Source organism: Pseudomonas sp. GM18, assembly GCF_000282195.1.
Lineage (GTDB): Bacteria > Pseudomonadota > Gammaproteobacteria > Pseudomonadales > Pseudomonadaceae > Aquipseudomonas.
On the sequence record NZ_AKJT01000028.1, the window covers coordinates 40,220 to 57,023 of the forward strand.

The following is a 16,804-nucleotide window of genomic DNA, read 5'->3' on the forward strand; positions in this document are numbered from 1 at the left end:
GGTGCGATCCGTAGCAGCTGGCGCAGCCTGCGTTCGGCTGCGCAGCAGTCGTAAAATCAAAATACGCGGTGTATCAGATAGACCGTATCCAGGCGAATTAGCGACTGCTTCGTCCGAACGCGGCCCGAGCCGAACGCAGGCTGCGCCAGCTGCTACAAAGAACGCGTCATTGCCGGGATCTGGTTTTTAGTTCAACACCACCAACCGATTCGGCAATTCATTGCGCACATGGGTCACCGGCACATGCACCTTGAGCAACTCGCCGCATGCCTCGATGCACGTCACAAAGCCCTGCAACGTCTGCCCCTGTTTCACCTGCTGCGTAAACGCCGCGACAATCGCGTCCCAGTTCTTGTTATCCAGCCGTTTGGAAATACCCTCATCCACCAGGATCTCTACATAACGCTCCGCCTCGGAGACGAAAATCAGCATGCCGGTGCTGCCCACGGTGTGGTGCAGGTTTTGCTCCAGGAACTGCCGACGCGCCAGGTTCGATGCGCGCCAGTGACGGACCGAGCGCGGGATCAGGCGCGTGGTGACTTTCGGAATACGGAACACCAGGCACAACACGATGAAGCTGAGCCATTGCACCAGCAACAAACTGTGCATGGTCAGCCAACCGGTCAGGTAATGCACGATACCCGGCACCACCAGCGCCAGCAGGCTGGCCCAGAGCAGCGGGATGTACGCATAGTCGTCGGCGCGGGCCGCCAGCACCGTCACCAGTTCGGCGTCAGTGTCGCGCTCGACCCGGGCAATCGCCTCGGCGACTTTGCGTTGTTCGTGTTCAGTCAGTAATGCCATGTTTATGAATGCCTGCTCGCTATTGTTGTTGTGTTACCCGCAGTGTGATCACCAGCCGCCCGACGAACCGCCGCCCCCGAAACTGCCCCCGCCGCCACTGAAGCCCCCGCCTCCACCGCCGCCAAAACCGCCACCGCCAAAACCTCCCGAACGGCCCCGGCCTCCCCCGCTCGGCAGAATACCGAACATCTGGCCGACGAAGATCGTCAGGATGAACAGCAGCACCAGGAACACGAAAATCCCCGGATGCCGCGAGACAAAGTCTCCTTCCTGATCACCGCGTGCCCCATACACCGTCGACGGCTCATCCAGCGGATTGCCCCCCAGCACCACCAGCATCGCCGAAACGCCATCGCTGATGCCCTTGCTGAAGTTGCCGGCCTTGAACGCAGGCGTGATCACCTGATTGATGATCACCGAACTCTGCGCATCGGTCAGACGATCTTCCAGGCCATAACCGACTTCGATCCGCAATTTTCGCTCGGCACGCGCGACAATCAGCAGCGCGCCGTTGTTCTTGTTCTTCTGGCCAATGCCCCAGTAGCGTCCCAGCTGATAACCGTAATCCGCGATGTCGGTGCCCTGCAGGTCCGGCAACGTGACCACCACCAACTGCTCGCCGGTGGATTTCTCGTGGGCATTAAGCTGCTGAACAAGCTGCTCGCGCACCGCTGGCTCGATCATTTGGGCGTTGTCCACCACCCGCCCGGTCAATTCCGGGAACTTCAATTCGGCCTGGGCCGTCAGGGCAAACACCCAGATCAACAGCACCAGGCCCACTTTCAACACACGCATTGGCAACCTCATCCTTGGTGGCACTTCAAACCCGGTCCGGCGCTTACTTGAACTTCACTTCAGGCGCTTTCTCGGCACCGGGGCTGGTGGCTTCGAAAGTTTCGCGGATCGGCAAATCGCTGTACATCACGGTGTGCCACAAGCGACCGGGGAAGGTGCGAAGCTCGGTATTGTATTTCTGCACCGCGAGGATGAAGTCGCGACGCGCCACGGCGATGCGGTTCTCGGTGCCTTCGAGTTGCGATTGCAGCGCCAGGAAGTTCTGGTTGGCCTTGAGGTCCGGATAACGCTCGGACACCACCATCAACCGGCTCAGCGCGCCGGTCAGCTGATCCTGCGCCTGCTGGAACTGTTTGAGTTTTTCCGGATTGTCCAGCGTGCTGGCATCCACCTGAATCGAGGTCGCCTTGGCCCGGGCCTCGACCACCGCCGTCAGGGTTTCCTGTTCGTGCTGGGCATAGCCCTTGACGGTTTCCACCAGATTGGGGATCAAGTCGGCGCGGCGCTGATACTGGTTCTGCACCTGACCCCAGGCAGCCTTGGCCTGTTCGTCGAGGGTCGGGATCGTGTTGATGCCGCAACCGGCCAGCAGTGTGGTCAGCAACATCAAGGCTGCAACCAGCAGGCTCGACCGATAGGGGTGTCGTACATTCATCTGGTTGATGCTCCCTTGCACACTACATTGATAAAACAACCGGCGAACTTTGACCCCGGCTCTTGGGGCATAATCTGCGCCGCTACTGGATTGCAGCGAGCCAATGGGCTAAAAGATGCCCAGCGAAAAAACAGTAAGAAGTGTGCTGCATTTTTCTGAGCAACGCCCGAACAACAATAGTCGCTCCCAACATTTTGGCTGACCGGCGCGTATTCACTGCCGCTTGGGCCTTTTGAGAAAAAACATCCATGAAGAAGCTGTGTTTGCTGGGCCTGTTCGTCAGCCTGGCCAGTCATACCGTATTGGCCGCCACGACGCCCGCACCGATAGAGAACAAGGACGCCTTCATCAGCAACCTGATGAAGCAGATGACCCTCGATGAAAAGATCGGCCAGTTGCGCCTGATCAGCATCGGCCCGGAAATGCCTCGGGAAATGATCCGCAAGGAAATCGCGGCCGGCAATATCGGCGGCACCTTCAACTCGATCACCCGCTCGGAAAACCGTCCGATGCAGGACGCGGCCATGCGCAGCCGGTTGAAGATCCCGATGTTCTTCGCCTATGACGTGATCCACGGTCACCGGACCATTTTCCCGATTCCCCTGGCCCTGGCCTCGAGCTGGGACATGGACGCCATTGGCCGGTCCGGGCGCATCGCCGCCCAGGAAGCCGCGGCTGACAGCCTCGACATCACTTTCGCGCCGATGGTCGACATCTCCCGCGACCCACGCTGGGGCCGTACGTCCGAAGGCTTCGGTGAAGACACTTACCTGGTTTCGCGAATCGCCGGTGTGATGGTCAAGGCCTTCCAGGGCACTGGTGCGAACGCGGCCGACAGCATCATGGCCAGCGTCAAGCATTTTGCCTTGTACGGCGCGGTCGAGGGTGGTCGCGACTACAACGTCGTCGACATGAGCCCGGTCAAGATGTACCAGGACTACCTGCCGCCCTACCGTGCCGCCATCGACGCCGGTGCCGGCGGGGTGATGGTTGCGCTGAACTCGATCAACGGCGTGCCGGCCACCGCCAACACCTGGCTGATGAACGACCTGCTGCGCAAGGAATGGGGCTTCAAGGGCCTGGCAGTCAGCGACCACGGGGCGATTTTCGAGCTGATCAAGCACGGCGTCGCCCGCGACGGTCGTGAAGCGGCGAAGCTGGCAATCAAGGCCGGCATCGACATGAGCATGAACGACACCCTCTACGGCAAAGAACTGCCGGGGCTGCTCAAGGCCGGTGAAATCGAACAGAAAGACATCGACAACGCCGTGCGCGAAGTGCTCGCCGCCAAGTACGACATGGGCCTGTTCAAGGACCCGTACCTGCGCATCGGCAAGGCCGAGGATGACCCGGCCGACACCTACGCCGAAAGCCGCCTGCACCGCGCCGAGGCCCGTGATGTCGCGCGCCGCAGCCTGGTGCTGCTGAAGAACCAGGGCGACACCCTGCCCCTGAAGAAAACCGCGAAAATCGCCCTGGTCGGCCCACTGGCCAAGGCGCCGATCGACATGATGGGCAGTTGGGCCGCCGCTGGCCGTCCCGCGCAATCGGTCACCCTGTTCGACGGCATGACCCACGCACTCGGCGCGCAATCGACACTGATCTATGCCCGTGGCGCGAACATCACCGACGACAAGAAAATCCTCGATTACCTGAACTTCCTCAACTTCGATGCACCGGAAGTGGTGGATGATCCGCGCCCGGCCAATGTGTTGATCGATGAAGCGGTAAAAGCCGCCAAGGATGCTGATGTGGTAGTGGCTGCGGTGGGCGAATCCCGTGGCATGTCCCACGAATCGTCGAGCCGCACCGACCTGAACATCCCGGGCAACCAACGCGAGCTGATCAGGGCGTTGAAAGCCACCGGCAAACCGCTGGTGCTTGTATTGATGAACGGCCGTCCGCTGTCGATTCTCGAAGAGAAAGAGCAGGCTGACGCGATACTGGAAACCTGGTTCAGCGGCACCGAAGGCGGTAACGCCATCGCTGACGTGCTGTTCGGCGACTACAACCCGTCGGGCAAGCTGCCGATCACCGTTCCGCGTTCGGTGGGTCAGATTCCGACCTACTACAACCACCTGAGCATTGGCCGGCCGTTCACCCCGGGCAAACCGGGCAACTACACCTCGCAGTATTTCGAAGACACCACCGGGCCACTGTTCCCGTTCGGCTACGGCCTGAGCTACACCCAGTTCAGCCTGACCGACATGGCGCTGTCGTCGACCACGCTGAACAAGACTGGCAAGCTCGACGCCAGCGTCGTGGTGAAGAACACCGGCAAGCGTGACGGCGAAACCGTGGTGCAGTTGTACATCCAGGACGTGACCGGTTCGATGATCCGCCCGGTCAAGGAACTGAAGAACTTCCAGAAAGTGCTGCTCAAGGCCGGCGAACAGAAAGTCGTGCACTTCACCATCACCGAAGATGACCTGAAGTTCTACAACGCCCAGCTCAAGTACGCCGCGGAACCGGGCAAGTTCAACGTGGAGATCGGCCTGGATTCCCAGGACGTGACGCAGCAGAGCTTTGAGTTGCTGTAACCCGCTTAATTGATCGTTCCCACGCTCTGCGTGGGAATGCCTCAAGGGACGCGGAGCGTCCAGTGACGCGGAGCGTCACGGGCTGCATTCCCACGCAGAGCGTGGGAACGATCTGAACGATCAGCCCCGCCGATCCAGCAGATTCACCACCACCCGATCCACCCATCCCCAAACCCTCTGCTTGACCCGCCGCCACAACGGTCGGCGCTTCCACGCTTCGAGGCTGACTTCCTGGCTCAAGCCAAAGTCATTCTCGAAACTCGCCGCCACCGCTCGGGTCAGCCCAGGGTCCAGGGCTTCGAGGTTGGCCTCCAGATTGAAGCGCAGATTCCAGTGATCGAAGTTGCACGAGCCGATGCTCACCCAATCGTCGATCAACACCATTTTCAGGTGCAGGAAACACGGCTGGTATTCGAAGATTTTCACCCCGGCCCTGAGCAGTCGCGGGTAGTAGCGATGCCCGGCGTAGCGCACCGACGGGTGATCGGTGCGTGGCCCGGTCAGCAGCAGACGCACGTCGACGCCACGACTCGCCGCCCGACGCAGCGAGCGGCGGACTTTCCAGGTCGGCAGGAAATACGGCGTGGCCAGCCAGATTCGCCGCTTGCCGCTGTTCAGTGCGCGAACCAGCGATTGCAGAATGTCCCGATGCTGACGGGCGTCGGCATAAGCAACCCGGCCCATGCCCTCGCCCATGACCGGCACTCGCGGCAGGCGCGGTAAACCGAAGTGCGAAACGGGTTTCCAGGCGCGCCGATAGCGGTTGGCGATCCATTGGCGGTCGAACAGCAATTGCCAGTCAATGACCAAGGGACCGGTGATTTCCACCATCACTTCGTGCCATTCGCAGGTGTCTTCGCCCGGTAACCAGAACTCATCAGTGACCCCGGTGCCGCCGACGACCGCCAGGGACTGATCCACCAGCAGCAACTTGCGGTGATCGCGATAGAAGTTGCCCACCCAGCGCCGCCAGCTCAGGCGATTGTAGAAACGCAACTCGACACCGGCGGCCATCAGGCGCTGACGCAAGGTCAGGGTGAAGGCCAGGCTGCCATAGTCATCGAACAGGCAGCGCACCCGCACGCCGCGTTCGGCCGCCTGGACCAGCGCCTGAACCATGGCCTCGGCGCAGGCCCCCGCCTCCACCAGGTACAGCTCCAGTTCGACTTGTTCTTCGGCGCGGGCAATCGCCACCAGCATGCGCGGGAAAAACTGCGGGCCGTCGATCAGCAGTTCAAAGCGATTGCCTTCGCGCCACGGAAAAATTGCGCCACGCATTTCAGCGCGCCGTAAAAATCAGCACCGCACCCACCGGCACCGACAGACTGATGGCCGACAAACCGGCGAGCTTGCGCAAGCTTTCCAGGCCCGGGGCCAGGTCGAAATCCTCGGCGTTGATCACCAAAGGCTCGAGGGTCACCACTTGAAAGCGCCGGTCATCGAGACGGGTCGCCAGCAGTTCGGCGTTGTATTGGTGTTGTTTGCCATGCAGGTTGACGGTCACCGGCAAGCGCAACTCCAGTTGCGCACCGGGCGCCAGATCGTTGATTGGCCGCAGGTCGATCTGCGTAGTAATCAGTGCTTCGGGAAACGTCTGGATCTCGAACAGCTCCTTGCGCATGCGCTCGTCACGCAGCGGAATGCCGCTGTTGACCGACTCCAGCTCGACTTCCACCTCGGCCAGCCCCTTGGGGTCGACCTTGCCATGCAGCACCAGAAAGCGCTGCACTTCGGAGATGTTGGCGTTTTTGGTGCTGATGAACGATAGCCGCGAGGACTCGCCGTCCAGATACCAATTGGCCTGGGCCGACATAGTGGCACCGGCCAGTAGCAGGAAAGCCAAGGGGTTGAAGATGGACCGCTTGAACATAGAAACTCGGGGGCAGATAAACCTGAGCGAACCTTAACTGTCCGCGAGTCAGTTGCAAACCTGTAGCAGCTGCCGAAGGCTGCGTTCGGCGGCGAAGCCGTCGTAAAACCATGCATTGTGGTGTTTCAAATAGATAGCGGTGACCGGTCCTGGCGACGGCTGCGCCGCCGAACGCAGCCTTCGGCAGCTGCTACATGGGCTGCGATCTTTTCAAGGGATCAACCGACATCCCTGGCGTTCACCAACCCAAGCGGCGCGGTTGCTGCGCCCCATACCGCCGACCGTCACCCGCTTGCTGGCGGCGTCATCGACGAAACCGCTGGTAGGCAAATACTGCTTCACATAACCCTGGCAATACTCCGCCGGATTATTCATCACATAGCGGCACGAGCAATATTCCTTGGCGGTGTAAGCGCTGATGATGTCGGGAAAAGCCCACAACGCCACGCGTTCCTGCCAGCCCCAACCGAGCAAAGCGATCAGCAGCACCAGCAACAACGTGCTGAATGGCCGACGGCGAATAAAACTGCGACGGCTCATGGCTGCACCTTCATGGCAAACGCCTTGAGCGCGAGTTTGAGCAGTTCGTTGTGCCGATAACGTCCGTCGCGATCATCACCGTAGCGGACGATCACCAGCTTTTCGCTGGGAATCACGTACATCGCCTGGCCCCAATGACCCAGCGCGGCGAAGGTGTCGGCGGGCGCATCGGGCCAGGGTTGTGCCGCACCGTCCACCGCGCGATTGAGCCACCAATGGCCGCCGGGCACCGCTTCATCCTGGTTGGCTCGGTAGTGGGCGAACGGCTCACGACTGAAGTCGACCCAGTCCTTGGGCAGCAGTTGCCGTTCGCGCCAGCGACCGTCGCGCGCCATCAACAGGCCGACGCGTGCCAGGTCCCGGGCGGTGAGGTAGGCATAGGACGATGCGACAAACGTCCCCGTGGCATCCGCTTCCCAAACCGCGCCGCGAATGCCCAAGGGCTCGAACAACGCGGTCCACGGATAATCCGGATAACGGGCGGGGCCGACGATGTTTTTCAACGCAGCGGAAAGCAGGTTGCTGTCGCCACTGGAGTAGCGGAAGGCCTGACCGGGCCTGGCGTACGCGTCGTGGTCGGCGGTAAACGCGGCCATGTCGCGATGACCTCGGGTGTAGAGCATGGCCACCACCGAGGACTTCAACGGTGCGTACTCATAGTCTTCCTGCCAATCCAGGCCCGAGGCCCAGTGCAGCAAGTCGGCCATGGTCATGGCGGGGTGTTTTTCCAGCGGTGGATAGAACTGCACCGCCGGGTCCTGCAAGTTGAACAGGCCTTCGCCATAGGCCACACCGAGCACCGTGGCCATCAGGCTTTTGCTGATCGACCAGGTCAGGTGCGGGGTGTCGGCGCGGGTCGGGCCGGCGTAGCGCTCGTAGACCAGTTGGCCGTCACGGATCACCAGCAAGGCATTGGTGCGGATGCCCTCGCGGGTGGTGTCGTTGCGGGGTGGGAAAGCGTAGTTCTCCAGGGCTTGAAGGGCTGGGCCGGTGACTGTCGGGCCGGGAGTCCATTGCTCGGCCGGCCAGTTTTCGGCCTGGGCTGTGAGGCTGAGCAGCAGGATGAAAATCAGGGACAAGCCTTTGAACATGGAGGGGGCTCGGGAGACAGATTTGCTCACGCTAGTCGAAATACATGACAGTCTCACGCTATATGCGGTCACTGTAGGAGCTGCCGAAGGCTGCGATCTTTTGATCTTGATCTTTTCGAAACCGCTGAAGATCAAAAGATCGCAGCCTTCGGCAGCTCCTACGGGTGAAAGTCAGAATCCGGCGAGGCCCGTCAACCCAGTGAAGATCCCGCCAACGCCTTGGCCAACCGCTTGCCCCGCGCTCCTGCCGCCAGATCCATCACGGCCTGATCGCGCTGCCACATCGCCGCCCATTGCGGCGGGCCATCGGTCATGGCCTGATTCACTTCAGCCTTGAGCCCGTCGAATTGCGCAAATAACCCGCCCAGCAACACATGCCCGGCCGGATTGTTCGGCGCCTGGCGGCTGACTTCCGCGCACCCGGCCAGCAGCGCCAGCAAACGAAGTTGCAAAGTGTGCGGCCAGTCGTTGTCCTGGCCAATGCCGAACAGCCACGCGGTCATCGCGCTCAGCACATAAATGTCTTCCAGGGTGCGGAACGGTTTGACGTAAGCGTCCCAGCCATCCCCCGCCAGCAATTCGCACAGTGCGTTGTCGAGAAACAACCGGCCGTGGCCGATGTCCGGCATCAGCGGCATCGGCGCGAGTTTTTCCAGACGCACGCCCGGTTCGCCGGGGTAAACCACCGCCAGACTCAGGCGCGGGTCGCTGCCTGGCTCTTCACTGCGTGCGGCGACCAGCAGCCAATCGGCGGCATCGCCGGCGGTGACGAAATCCTTGCGCCCGTTCAAGCGCAGATCGCGCAGCCGGGTCTGCATGTCCGCCACCCGCAAGCTGCGCTGTTCGGTCGCGCACAACGCACCGAGGCTCAGCGGCGCGCTCGGCCAGAGCATGCGCAATGCCGCCTGATAACCCACCAGAAACGCCAGCCCCGGCGTTGCCATCAGCCGTCCGCCGGCCACCGCCAGTTCGAACGGCGTGACCGTGCCCAACCGGTGCAGCAAGGTCGCAAAGCCTTCGCCAAGGTCTGGGTCGGCGGGCAGGCGATCGCTGCGGTTCAACAGGGTTTGCCAGGGCATAAGAGGCTCCTCGAAGGCTGTCATATAAGCATCACCAAAGCTTCATGGCGATGACACCGGGGCTACATAGCCTGACTTTGCACAACACGGCTGCATAAAGAAAGTCGATCGGCTGCAACCCAAGACGGGTGGCCAGCCCGTACGGAGATTCGCAATGACTCAGATCGCCCGCATCAGCGACACCGGCAATGAACGCCGCCTGCAAGCCGAACGCCTGGTGGGCGCCGAGGCGCTGCAGGAAGCCCAGGCCTTGCGCTTCAACGTGTTCAGCGGCGAATTCAACGCCAGGCTGAAAGGCGCGGAATTGGGTCTGGACATGGATGACTATGATGTTCACTGCGCCCACATCGGCGTGCGTGACTTGAACACCGGGCGTCTGGTGGCGACCACCCGTTTGCTCGACCACACGGCCGCCAGCAGCCTGGGCAAGTTCTACAGCGAAGAAGAATTCAGCCTGCATGGCCTGATCCATCTGAAAGGCCCGATCCTGGAAATCGGTCGCACCTGCGTCGACCCGGCCTACCGCAACGGCGGCACCATCGCCGTGCTTTGGGGTGAACTGGCCGAAGTGCTGAACCAGGGCGGCTACAGCTATTTGATGGGGTGCGCGAGCATTCCAATGCAGGACGGCGGCATCCAGGCCCATGCAATCATGCAACGCCTGCGCGAACGCTACCTGTGCACCGAACACCTGCGCGCCGAGCCGAAGAAGCCATTGCCGACGCTGGATATTCCATCGAACGTCATCGCCGAAATGCCGCCGCTGCTCAAGGCCTACATGCGCCTGGGCGCAAAAATATGCGGCGAGCCGTGCTGGGACGAAGACTTCCAGGTGGCCGACGTGTTCATCCTGCTCAAGCGCGACGAGCTCTGCCCGCGTTACGCCAAGCACTTCAAGGCGGCTGTGTAATGAGCCGCTTGCGGGTGTACGCGCGAATTGCGCGGGTGCTGATGGTGGTGGCGCTGGGCTTGAGCATGGCCAGTGTGTTCGGTGTGTTCGAACGACTGGGGCTTGCCCATTCGATGGTCCGTCGCCAGCGCTGGTCGCGGTTTTTCATGGCGCGGCTGAGCAATGCCCTGCCCTTTCGCGTGACCGTCCATGGTCAATTGCCGAAGGCGCCGATGCTCTGGGTCAGCAATCACGTGTCCTGGACCGACATTCCACTGCTGGGCATGCTCACGCCGCTGTCGTTCCTGTCCAAGGCCGAAGTGCGCACCTGGCCGGTGGCGGGCTGGCTGGCGGCCAAGGCAGGCAGCCTGTTCATTCGCCGAGGTTCAGGCGACAGTCAGTTGATCCGCAAACAGATGACTCGCCATCTTGAACAGGAACACCCGTTGCTGATGTTCCCGGAAGGCACCACCACCGATGGCCGTTCGCTGCGTACCTTCCACGGTCGTTTGCTGTCCGCGGCGATCGATTCCGAAGTGGCGCTGCAACCGGTGGCGATTCGTTATCTGCGCAATGGCGAGCTGGACACCCTGGCACCGTTCATTGGCGATGATGATTTGCTGTCGCACCTGATGCGCTTGTTCGCCAACGATCGGGGTGAGGTGGAGATTCACCTGCTTAAACCGATCGAGTGCCAGGACCGGGAACGTGCGGCGCTGGCATTCGAGGCACAGCAGGCGGTGCAGAAGGCGTTGTTTGGTGAAGTCGCGAAACCTGCCGAGCCACGGCGTGTCGGCGAGTTGATCGCTGCCTGATAGAAAAAGATCGCAGCCTTCGGCAGCTCCTACACTGGAATGGCGTACGTCTGTAGGAGCTGCCGAAGGCTGCGATCTTTTCTACGCTCGACGCGCCACAAAATCCTGAAGCTGCGGATAGAACAACCGGAAATCTTCGCTCAACGGCTCATACAACCGCCGCAACTCCTGCATCGCTGCAGCCAGTTCCTCGGGCCGCGTCAGTCGCCGTGAAATCCCCCGCAGCACCTGCTCAAGCACTTCGAATTCCTGATAAGCCCCCAACCAGTCATTGGCCACCATGTGCGGCGCAATCTTCGCCAGGCGCTCCGGCAGCTGCGGCTCGGCCAGCAGCACCCGGTAAACATCCGAGGTGAATTGCCCCAGCGGACGGTCGGCGTACAGTACCCAGTCCCGCGCCAGGCAGTGGTCGAAAAACACATCGAGCACGATTCCGGCGTAACGCCTGCGCGTGATGGAAAAGCGCGACAAGGCGATGTCCACCAACGGATGGCGATCGGTAAACACGTCAATGCTGCGATGCAACTGGATGGCCGCTTCGATCTCCGGATCGAACTGCCCTTGCAGCCGTCCCTTGACGAAATCGCCATACAGACTGCCGAGCATTTGACCGGGGCGCTGGCCACCGAGGTGCAGATGTGCGAGATAGTTCATGGGCGCAGCTTAGCACCGCCCATACTTGTCGTTACAAACATCATATCGTTATAACCCGATATACCGATTTGTGCGTTCATCAGAGCAAAATCATATTGGTATATCGCGAAATACCGATTTAAAGTTCGCCTCATCGCGATATAGCGTTTTACTCATCACGAGCCCAAACCCATGACCATCGACCTCGACGAAATAATAAAAGCCCTGGCACACCCAGTACGCCGAGACATCCTCATCTGGCTGAAAGACCCCAAGGTCCAGTTCCCGGAACAGATCCACAACCATGAATACGGCATTTGCGCCGGACAGATAGATCAACGCTGCGGCCTGTCGCAGTCGACCGTGTCCGCTCACCTGGCGACCTTGCAACGGGCGGGACTGATCAGCAGCCAGAAAGCCGGCCAATGGCACTTCTTCAAACGCAACGAGGACGTGATTCAGGCGTTCCTCGACGCCATCGTCAAAGAGCTCAGCGCTCCGACAAGGAACTGATAATGCCCCTCTCACTACTCATTCTGGCCTTGAGCGCCTTCGCCATCGGCACCACCGAGTTCGTCATCATGGGCTTGCTGCCCGATGTGGCGGCGGACCTCGGCGTGTCGATCCCCGGCGCCGGCTGGCTGGTGACCGGTTACGCCCTGGGCGTGGCCATCGGCGCGCCGTTCATGGCACTGGCCACCGCCAGGCTGCCGCGCAAGGCCGCATTGGTAGCGTTGATGGGGATTTTCATCATCGGCAACCTGCTCTGCGCCCTGGCCAGTGACTACAACGTCCTGATGTTTGCCCGAGTGGTCACGGCCCTGTGCCACGGCGCTTTCTTCGGCATCGGTTCGGTAGTGGCGGCAGGTCTGGTACCGGCCAACAAACGTGCGTCGGCCGTAGCCCTGATGTTCACCGGCCTGACCTTGGCCAACGTCCTCGGCGTACCACTGGGCACCGCGCTCGGTCAGGAAGCTGGCTGGCGTTCGACCTTCTGGGCGGTGACCGTGATTGGTGTGATTGCGCTGATCGGCCTGATCCGCTTCCTGCCAGCCAAGCGCGATGAAGAAAAACTCGACATGCGCGCCGAACTGCGCGCCCTCAAGGGTGCCGGTATCTGGTTGTCGTTGAGCATGACCGCCCTGTTCGCCGCGTCGGTCTTCACCTTGTTCACCTATGTCGCGCCGCTGCTGGGCGAAGTCACCGGTGTCTCGCCACGCGGCGTGACCTGGACCCTGGTGCTCATTGGCCTGGGCCTGACGGTCGGCAACATCATCGGCGGCAAGCTGGCTGACAAAGGCATGGCTGCGACGCTGATCGGCGTGTTCATCACCATGGCGTTGGTCTCCACCGTGCTGACCTGGACCAGCGTCGCTGTGATCCCGACCGAAATCACCTTGTTCCTCTGGGCCACCGCGTGCTTTGCCGCCGTGCCGGCACTGCAAGTCAACGTGGTGACCTTCGGCAAGGCTGCTCCGAACCTGGTGTCGACCCTGAACATCGGCGCCTTCAACGTCGGCAACGCACTCGGTGCCTGGGTCGGCGGCAGCGTCATCGCCCACGGCTTCGGCCTGACCCGCGTGCCACTCGCGGCCGCCGCACTGGCGGTGCTCGCCCTGCTGGTGACCCTGATTACTTTCCGTCAGAGCGGCGATGCCGAACTGGCCCCGCTACTAACTGATCGCTAAAAGAGAGCTATTCAATGACGACTATTTTCGATCCGATCAAACTGGGCGACCTCGAGTTGGCCAACCGCATCATCATGGCACCGCTGACCCGCTGCCGCGCCGACGAAGGTCGTGTGCCGAACGCGCTGATGGCCGAGTACTACGTGCAGCGCGCTTCTGCCGGCCTGATTCTCAGCGAGGCCACGTCGGTCACGCCGATGGGCGTCGGTTACCCGGACACGCCCGGTATCTGGTCCAACGACCAGGTGCGCGGCTGGAGCAACGTGACCAAAGCGATCCACGGCGCGGGCGGCAAAATCTTCCTGCAACTGTGGCACGTGGGTCGGGTTTCCCACCCTTTGTACCTGAACGGCGAAGCGCCGGTCGCACCAAGTGCCATCCAGCCTAAAGGCCATGTCAGCCTGGTTCGTCCATTGGCCGACTACCCAACCCCGCGCGCCCTGGAAACCGCTGAAATCGCCGACATCGTCGACGCTTACCGCGTGGGTGCCGAGAATGCCAAGGCCGCCGGTTTCGACGGCGTGGAAATCCACGGCGCCAACGGTTACCTGCTCGACCAGTTCCTGCAAAGCAGCACCAACCAGCGCACCGACAACTATGGCGGCTCCCTGGAAAACCGTGCGCGCCTGTTGCTGGAAGTGACTGACGCCGCGATCGAAGTCTGGGGCGCTGGCCGCGTCGGCGTGCACCTGGCACCGCGCGCCGATTCCCATGACATGGGCGACGACAACCTGGCCGAAACCTTCACCTATGTCGCCCGCGAACTGGGCAAACGCGGTATCGCGTTCATCTGCTCGCGCGAAAAAGAAGGCGCCGACAGCCTCGGCCCACAACTGAAAGAAGCCTTCGGCGGTCCGTACATCGCCAACGAACGCTTCACCAAGGACAGCGCCAACGAGTGGCTGGCCAGCGGCAAGGCCGACGCGGTGGCTTTCGGCGTACCGTTTATCGCCAACCCGGACCTGCCGGCGCGCTTGAAGGCCGATGCGCCGTTGAACGAGCCGCGTCCGGAACTGTTCTACGGCAAGGGCCCGGTTGGTTATATCGACTATCCGGCGCTGTAAGCCTCAACCGTTGAAATGCAAAAGCCCCGACTCGAAAGAGCCGGGGCTTTTGCGTATGGAAGATCTAGTCAGTATTTGCGCTATTGCCCCCTTGTAACCCGGGGTCTTCACATTCATTCACACACGCGACACAAAATCCCTACAAAATACGTAGCTCGCTACCTATCAACCTGATGAGCGTACGTATATAAAAGCACCCCATTACACAAAGGTGAGCGAAGCAGGGACATTCCCCCGCTTCGAGAATTGACACAAACGGATCCAGTTACGCATTTTGTTTCAATTGCGCAGACTGGGACTCAAGCGCAGCATATCCAATCCTGTATCGACCCAACGCTCGGCTTCGGTGTGCAGTTGAAAACTGTCGGGAGCCAGCAGCCACTGATACAGGATGCCATCGATGTACGCATGCAGGCTGATGGCTGCGCGGGCAGTGTCGAGGTCTTCCGGCAATTGCCCGCGATTCACCGCATTACTCAGGGCCAGCGCGATTCGCACATTGCAATCGAGACTGGCCGTTTGGCGCTGCTGGCGCAGATCGCACATTTCATCGGTGAATTCGCACTTATGAAACAGAATCTCGTTGATGCGTCGGGTTTTCGGGTCCAGTGCAACTTGATGAAACAAATGAATCAGCAACTTGCGCATGCAGCCCAGCGGGTCGAGTTCATCTTCGCTTTCACTGGCCTTGGCCATTTCATTCAGCGGCTCATGCAAGGTATCGAGCATCGCCTGCAGCAGATCCGCCTTGTTACTGAAATGCCAGTAGATGGCCCCGCGAGTCACCCCGGCCAGGGTAGCGATATCCGCCAGCGTCGTGCGTGCCACGCCCCGTTCGAAAAAGGCTTTTTCTGCCGCTTCGAGTATCTGGCTTCGGGTTTCTTGAGCTTCCTCTTTGGTGCGACGGACCATGGCAGTAAAACCTCAATCAGGGTGCCTCAGCGATGTCTGAACATCCGCTGAATAAAAGTGGGGCGAGCGTTTTCGGGCTTCGTCTCAGGCCTACAATTCAAATCTTTGGACGGCTTTTGTAACGGTGTGGGTACACCGCCAAGGTATTTACAAACAACCATGAACGTAAGTATATTCCTTAGCAAGCTACTTATCCACCCGGTAGAATTTTTTTACCCTTCCACATTTCTTGTGCGCAATTTGCGCGCCTGACCCGAGGATCTTCATGCAACTCAAGCCAGCTGTTACCGCTCTGGTTACTGCCGTCGCCCTGGCATCGCTGCTCAGCGGATGTAAAAAGGAAGAGGCGGCACCTGCCGCACCAGCCCCTCAGGTCGGCGTCGTAACCCTGCAACCACAAGCCTTCACCCTGACGTCCGAACTTCCGGGGCGCACCAGTGCGTTCCGCATTGCCGAAGTTCGCCCACAGGTCAACGGCATCATTCTCAAACGACTGTTCAAGGAAGGCGGCGACGTCAAGGCCGGTCAGCAGCTGTATCAGATCGACCCGTCGGTCTATGACGCGACCCTGAAAAGCGCCGAAGCCAACCTGCGTTCGACCAAGTCGATCTCCGACCGCTACAAGCAACTGGTCGACGAACAGGCCGTCAGCCGTCAGGAATACGACACGGCGCTGGCCAACCGCCTGCAATCGGAAGCGTCCCTGCAGACCGCCCAGATCAACGTGCGCTACACCAAGGTTTACGCACCGATCTCCGGTCGCATCGGTCGTTCGTCGGTGACGGAAGGCGCGCTGGTCAGCAGCGGCCAGACTGACGCCATGGCCGTCATCCAGCAGCTGGACCCGATCTACGTCGACGTGACCCAGTCCTCGGTGGAGCTGCTTGAGCTGCGCCGCGAACTGGAAAGCGGTCGCCTGCAAAAGGCGGGCGACAACGCCGCTGCGGTCAAGCTGACTCTGGAAGACGGCAGCCAGTACGCCGTGGACGGCAAGCTCGAGTTTTCCGAAGTCTCGGTTGACCAGACCACCGGTTCCGTGACTTTGCGCGCGGTGTTCCCGAACCCTGATCACACCCTGCTGCCGGGCATGTTCGTTCACGCTCAGTTGCAATCCGGCGTGAACAGCGCGGCGATTCTGGCGCCGCAACAAGGCGTGACCCGCGACCTCAAAGGCACCCCGACCGCGCTGGTCGTCGGCCCAGACAACAAAGTTGAACTGCGTCAGCTCAAGGCCAGCCGTACTGTCGGCAACCAATGGCTGGTTGAAGACGGTCTGAAGGCAGGCGATCGCCTGATCACCGAAGGGCTGCAATTCGTCAGACCTGGCGTTGAAGTCAAGGCCACTGAAGCCACCAACGTTGGCGCCAAAAAGAGCCCGATCCCCGCACAGGCCGCTAATACCGCTGTCGGCGGCAAAGGGGAGTAAACC

General features: G+C 60.9%; 17 protein-coding genes. 7 read left to right on the forward strand and 10 right to left on the reverse strand.

Annotated elements, in window-relative coordinates; translation table 11 throughout:
* Positions 1-186 precede the first annotated feature (186 nt).
* The 3 genes from PMI21_RS20920 to PMI21_RS20910 are packed head-to-tail and all read right to left on the reverse strand — an operon-like array spanning position 187 to position 2,254.
* On the reverse strand, positions 187-804 hold the full coding sequence (locus PMI21_RS20920; protein ID WP_007935762.1) for a TPM domain-containing protein: 618 nt from the start codon (positions 802-804) through the stop codon (positions 187-189).
* 48 nt (positions 805-852) lie between these two features.
* The gene (locus PMI21_RS20915) at positions 853-1,599 is read right to left on the reverse strand and encodes a TPM domain-containing protein (protein ID WP_007935764.1); all 747 of its coding nucleotides are present in this window, start codon (positions 1,597-1,599) and stop codon (positions 853-855) included.
* Between the two features lie 43 nt (positions 1,600-1,642).
* Positions 1,643-2,254 carry a LemA family protein gene (locus tag PMI21_RS20910; protein WP_007935766.1) on the reverse strand — a complete coding sequence of 204 codons (612 nt, stop codon included), beginning with the start codon at positions 2,252-2,254 and terminating at the stop codon, positions 1,643-1,645.
* A gap of 248 nt (positions 2,255-2,502) precedes the next feature.
* On the opposite strand from PMI21_RS20910, the gene bglX reads away from it, so the two are divergent.
* Positions 2,503-4,794 carry a beta-glucosidase BglX gene (gene bglX, locus PMI21_RS20905; protein ID WP_007935767.1) on the forward strand — a complete coding sequence of 764 codons (2,292 nt, stop codon included), beginning with the start codon at positions 2,503-2,505 and terminating at the stop codon, positions 4,792-4,794.
* A 120-nt stretch (positions 4,795-4,914) separates the two neighbouring features.
* Here the strand turns inward: bglX and PMI21_RS20900 are convergent, their stop codons facing one another.
* The 5 genes from PMI21_RS20900 to PMI21_RS20880 form a co-directional block, all read right to left on the reverse strand.
* Positions 4,915-6,072: a phospholipase D-like domain-containing protein gene (locus tag PMI21_RS20900; RefSeq protein ID WP_007935768.1), complete on the reverse strand. Its 1,158-nt coding sequence runs from the start codon at positions 6,070-6,072 to the stop codon at positions 4,915-4,917.
* Position 6,073: 1 nt separating this feature from the next.
* Positions 6,074-6,664 carry a YceI family protein gene (locus PMI21_RS20895; protein WP_007935769.1) on the reverse strand — a complete coding sequence of 197 codons (591 nt, stop codon included), beginning with the start codon at positions 6,662-6,664 and terminating at the stop codon, positions 6,074-6,076.
* A gap of 210 nt (positions 6,665-6,874) precedes the next feature.
* Positions 6,875-7,204 carry a hypothetical protein gene (locus tag PMI21_RS20890; RefSeq protein WP_007935771.1) on the reverse strand — a complete coding sequence of 110 codons (330 nt, stop codon included), beginning with the start codon at positions 7,202-7,204 and terminating at the stop codon, positions 6,875-6,877.
* Positions 7,201-8,295 (reverse strand): serine hydrolase domain-containing protein, encoded by a 1,095-nt coding sequence (locus PMI21_RS20885; protein WP_007935773.1) that lies wholly within the window; start codon positions 8,293-8,295, stop codon positions 7,201-7,203. Before PMI21_RS20885 ends, PMI21_RS20890 begins: the two co-directional genes overlap by 4 nt.
* Positions 8,296-8,486: 191 nt before the next feature.
* Entirely contained in the window at positions 8,487-9,374 is an 888-nt protein-coding gene (locus PMI21_RS20880; protein ID WP_007935779.1) for an acyl-CoA dehydrogenase family protein, read from the reverse strand.
* Between the two features lie 154 nt (positions 9,375-9,528).
* Here PMI21_RS20880 and olsB point away from each other — a divergent pair, with 154 nt between their 5' ends.
* Both olsB and PMI21_RS20870 read left to right on the forward strand, forming a co-directional pair.
* Positions 9,529-10,284, forward strand: a complete 756-nt coding sequence (gene olsB / locus PMI21_RS20875; RefSeq protein ID WP_007935781.1) for an L-ornithine N(alpha)-acyltransferase — start codon at positions 9,529-9,531, stop codon at positions 10,282-10,284.
* Complete coding sequence (locus PMI21_RS20870; RefSeq protein ID WP_007935783.1) at positions 10,284-11,078, forward strand: lysophospholipid acyltransferase family protein; 795 nt, start codon at positions 10,284-10,286, stop codon at positions 11,076-11,078. The genes olsB and PMI21_RS20870 overlap by 1 nt, the downstream gene beginning before the upstream one ends.
* Positions 11,079-11,159: 81 nt before the next feature.
* On the opposite strand, the gene PMI21_RS20865 is transcribed toward PMI21_RS20870, so the two are convergent.
* Positions 11,160-11,732 carry an acyl carrier protein phosphodiesterase gene (locus PMI21_RS20865; protein WP_007935790.1) on the reverse strand — a complete coding sequence of 191 codons (573 nt, stop codon included), beginning with the start codon at positions 11,730-11,732 and terminating at the stop codon, positions 11,160-11,162.
* Between the two features lie 171 nt (positions 11,733-11,903).
* Between PMI21_RS20865 and PMI21_RS20860 the strand changes: the two genes are divergently transcribed.
* From PMI21_RS20860 to PMI21_RS20850, 3 genes are read left to right on the forward strand one after another with little or no spacing between them, the layout of a single operon-like run.
* Positions 11,904-12,224, forward strand: coding sequence for an ArsR/SmtB family transcription factor (locus PMI21_RS20860; protein WP_007935792.1), 321 nt, complete (start codon positions 11,904-11,906; stop codon positions 12,222-12,224).
* Between the two features lie 2 nt (positions 12,225-12,226).
* On the forward strand, positions 12,227-13,399 hold the full coding sequence (locus PMI21_RS20855; RefSeq protein WP_007935794.1) for an MFS transporter: 1,173 nt from the start codon (positions 12,227-12,229) through the stop codon (positions 13,397-13,399).
* Between the two features lie 14 nt (positions 13,400-13,413).
* Positions 13,414-14,463, forward strand: a complete 1,050-nt coding sequence (locus tag PMI21_RS20850) for an alkene reductase (RefSeq protein ID WP_007935796.1) — start codon at positions 13,414-13,416, stop codon at positions 14,461-14,463.
* Positions 14,464-14,742: 279 nt separating this feature from the next.
* Here the strand turns inward: PMI21_RS20850 and emhR are convergent, their stop codons facing one another.
* On the reverse strand, positions 14,743-15,375 hold the full coding sequence (gene emhR, locus PMI21_RS20845) for an efflux system transcriptional repressor EmhR (protein WP_007935798.1): 633 nt from the start codon (positions 15,373-15,375) through the stop codon (positions 14,743-14,745).
* 265 nt (positions 15,376-15,640) lie between these two features.
* Here emhR and emhA point away from each other — a divergent pair, with 265 nt between their 5' ends.
* Positions 15,641-16,801 (forward strand): efflux RND transporter periplasmic adaptor subunit EmhA, encoded by a 1,161-nt coding sequence (emhA, locus tag PMI21_RS20840; RefSeq protein ID WP_007935802.1) that lies wholly within the window; start codon positions 15,641-15,643, stop codon positions 16,799-16,801.
* The last annotated feature ends 3 nt before the right edge of the window (positions 16,802-16,804 follow it).

What these genes read in the sequence shown, in the direction of transcription:
- PMI21_RS20920 (WP_007935762.1), bottom strand. Translation starts at nt 804, where the DNA reads ATGGCATTACTGACTGAACACGAACAACGCAAAGTCGCCGAGGCGATT.
- PMI21_RS20915 (WP_007935764.1), bottom strand. Translation starts at nt 1,599, where the DNA reads ATGCGTGTGTTGAAAGTGGGCCTGGTGCTGTTGATCTGGGTGTTTGCC.
- PMI21_RS20910 (WP_007935766.1), bottom strand. Translation starts at nt 2,254, where the DNA reads ATGAATGTACGACACCCCTATCGGTCGAGCCTGCTGGTTGCAGCCTTG.
- bglX (WP_007935767.1), top strand. Translation starts at nt 2,503, where the DNA reads ATGAAGAAGCTGTGTTTGCTGGGCCTGTTCGTCAGCCTGGCCAGTCAT.
- PMI21_RS20900 (WP_007935768.1), bottom strand. Translation starts at nt 6,072, where the DNA reads ATGCGTGGCGCAATTTTTCCGTGGCGCGAAGGCAATCGCTTTGAACTG.
- PMI21_RS20895 (WP_007935769.1), bottom strand. Translation starts at nt 6,664, where the DNA reads ATGTTCAAGCGGTCCATCTTCAACCCCTTGGCTTTCCTGCTACTGGCC.
- PMI21_RS20890 (WP_007935771.1), bottom strand. Translation starts at nt 7,204, where the DNA reads ATGAGCCGTCGCAGTTTTATTCGCCGTCGGCCATTCAGCACGTTGTTG.
- PMI21_RS20885 (WP_007935773.1), bottom strand. Translation starts at nt 8,295, where the DNA reads ATGTTCAAAGGCTTGTCCCTGATTTTCATCCTGCTGCTCAGCCTCACA.
- PMI21_RS20880 (WP_007935779.1), bottom strand. Translation starts at nt 9,374, where the DNA reads ATGCCCTGGCAAACCCTGTTGAACCGCAGCGATCGCCTGCCCGCCGAC.
- olsB (WP_007935781.1), top strand. Translation starts at nt 9,529, where the DNA reads ATGACTCAGATCGCCCGCATCAGCGACACCGGCAATGAACGCCGCCTG.
- PMI21_RS20870 (WP_007935783.1), top strand. Translation starts at nt 10,284, where the DNA reads ATGAGCCGCTTGCGGGTGTACGCGCGAATTGCGCGGGTGCTGATGGTG.
- PMI21_RS20865 (WP_007935790.1), bottom strand. Translation starts at nt 11,732, where the DNA reads ATGAACTATCTCGCACATCTGCACCTCGGTGGCCAGCGCCCCGGTCAA.
- PMI21_RS20860 (WP_007935792.1), top strand. Translation starts at nt 11,904, where the DNA reads ATGACCATCGACCTCGACGAAATAATAAAAGCCCTGGCACACCCAGTA.
- PMI21_RS20855 (WP_007935794.1), top strand. Translation starts at nt 12,227, where the DNA reads ATGCCCCTCTCACTACTCATTCTGGCCTTGAGCGCCTTCGCCATCGGC.
- PMI21_RS20850 (WP_007935796.1), top strand. Translation starts at nt 13,414, where the DNA reads ATGACGACTATTTTCGATCCGATCAAACTGGGCGACCTCGAGTTGGCC.
- emhR (WP_007935798.1), bottom strand. Translation starts at nt 15,375, where the DNA reads ATGGTCCGTCGCACCAAAGAGGAAGCTCAAGAAACCCGAAGCCAGATA.
- emhA (WP_007935802.1), top strand. Translation starts at nt 15,641, where the DNA reads ATGCAACTCAAGCCAGCTGTTACCGCTCTGGTTACTGCCGTCGCCCTG.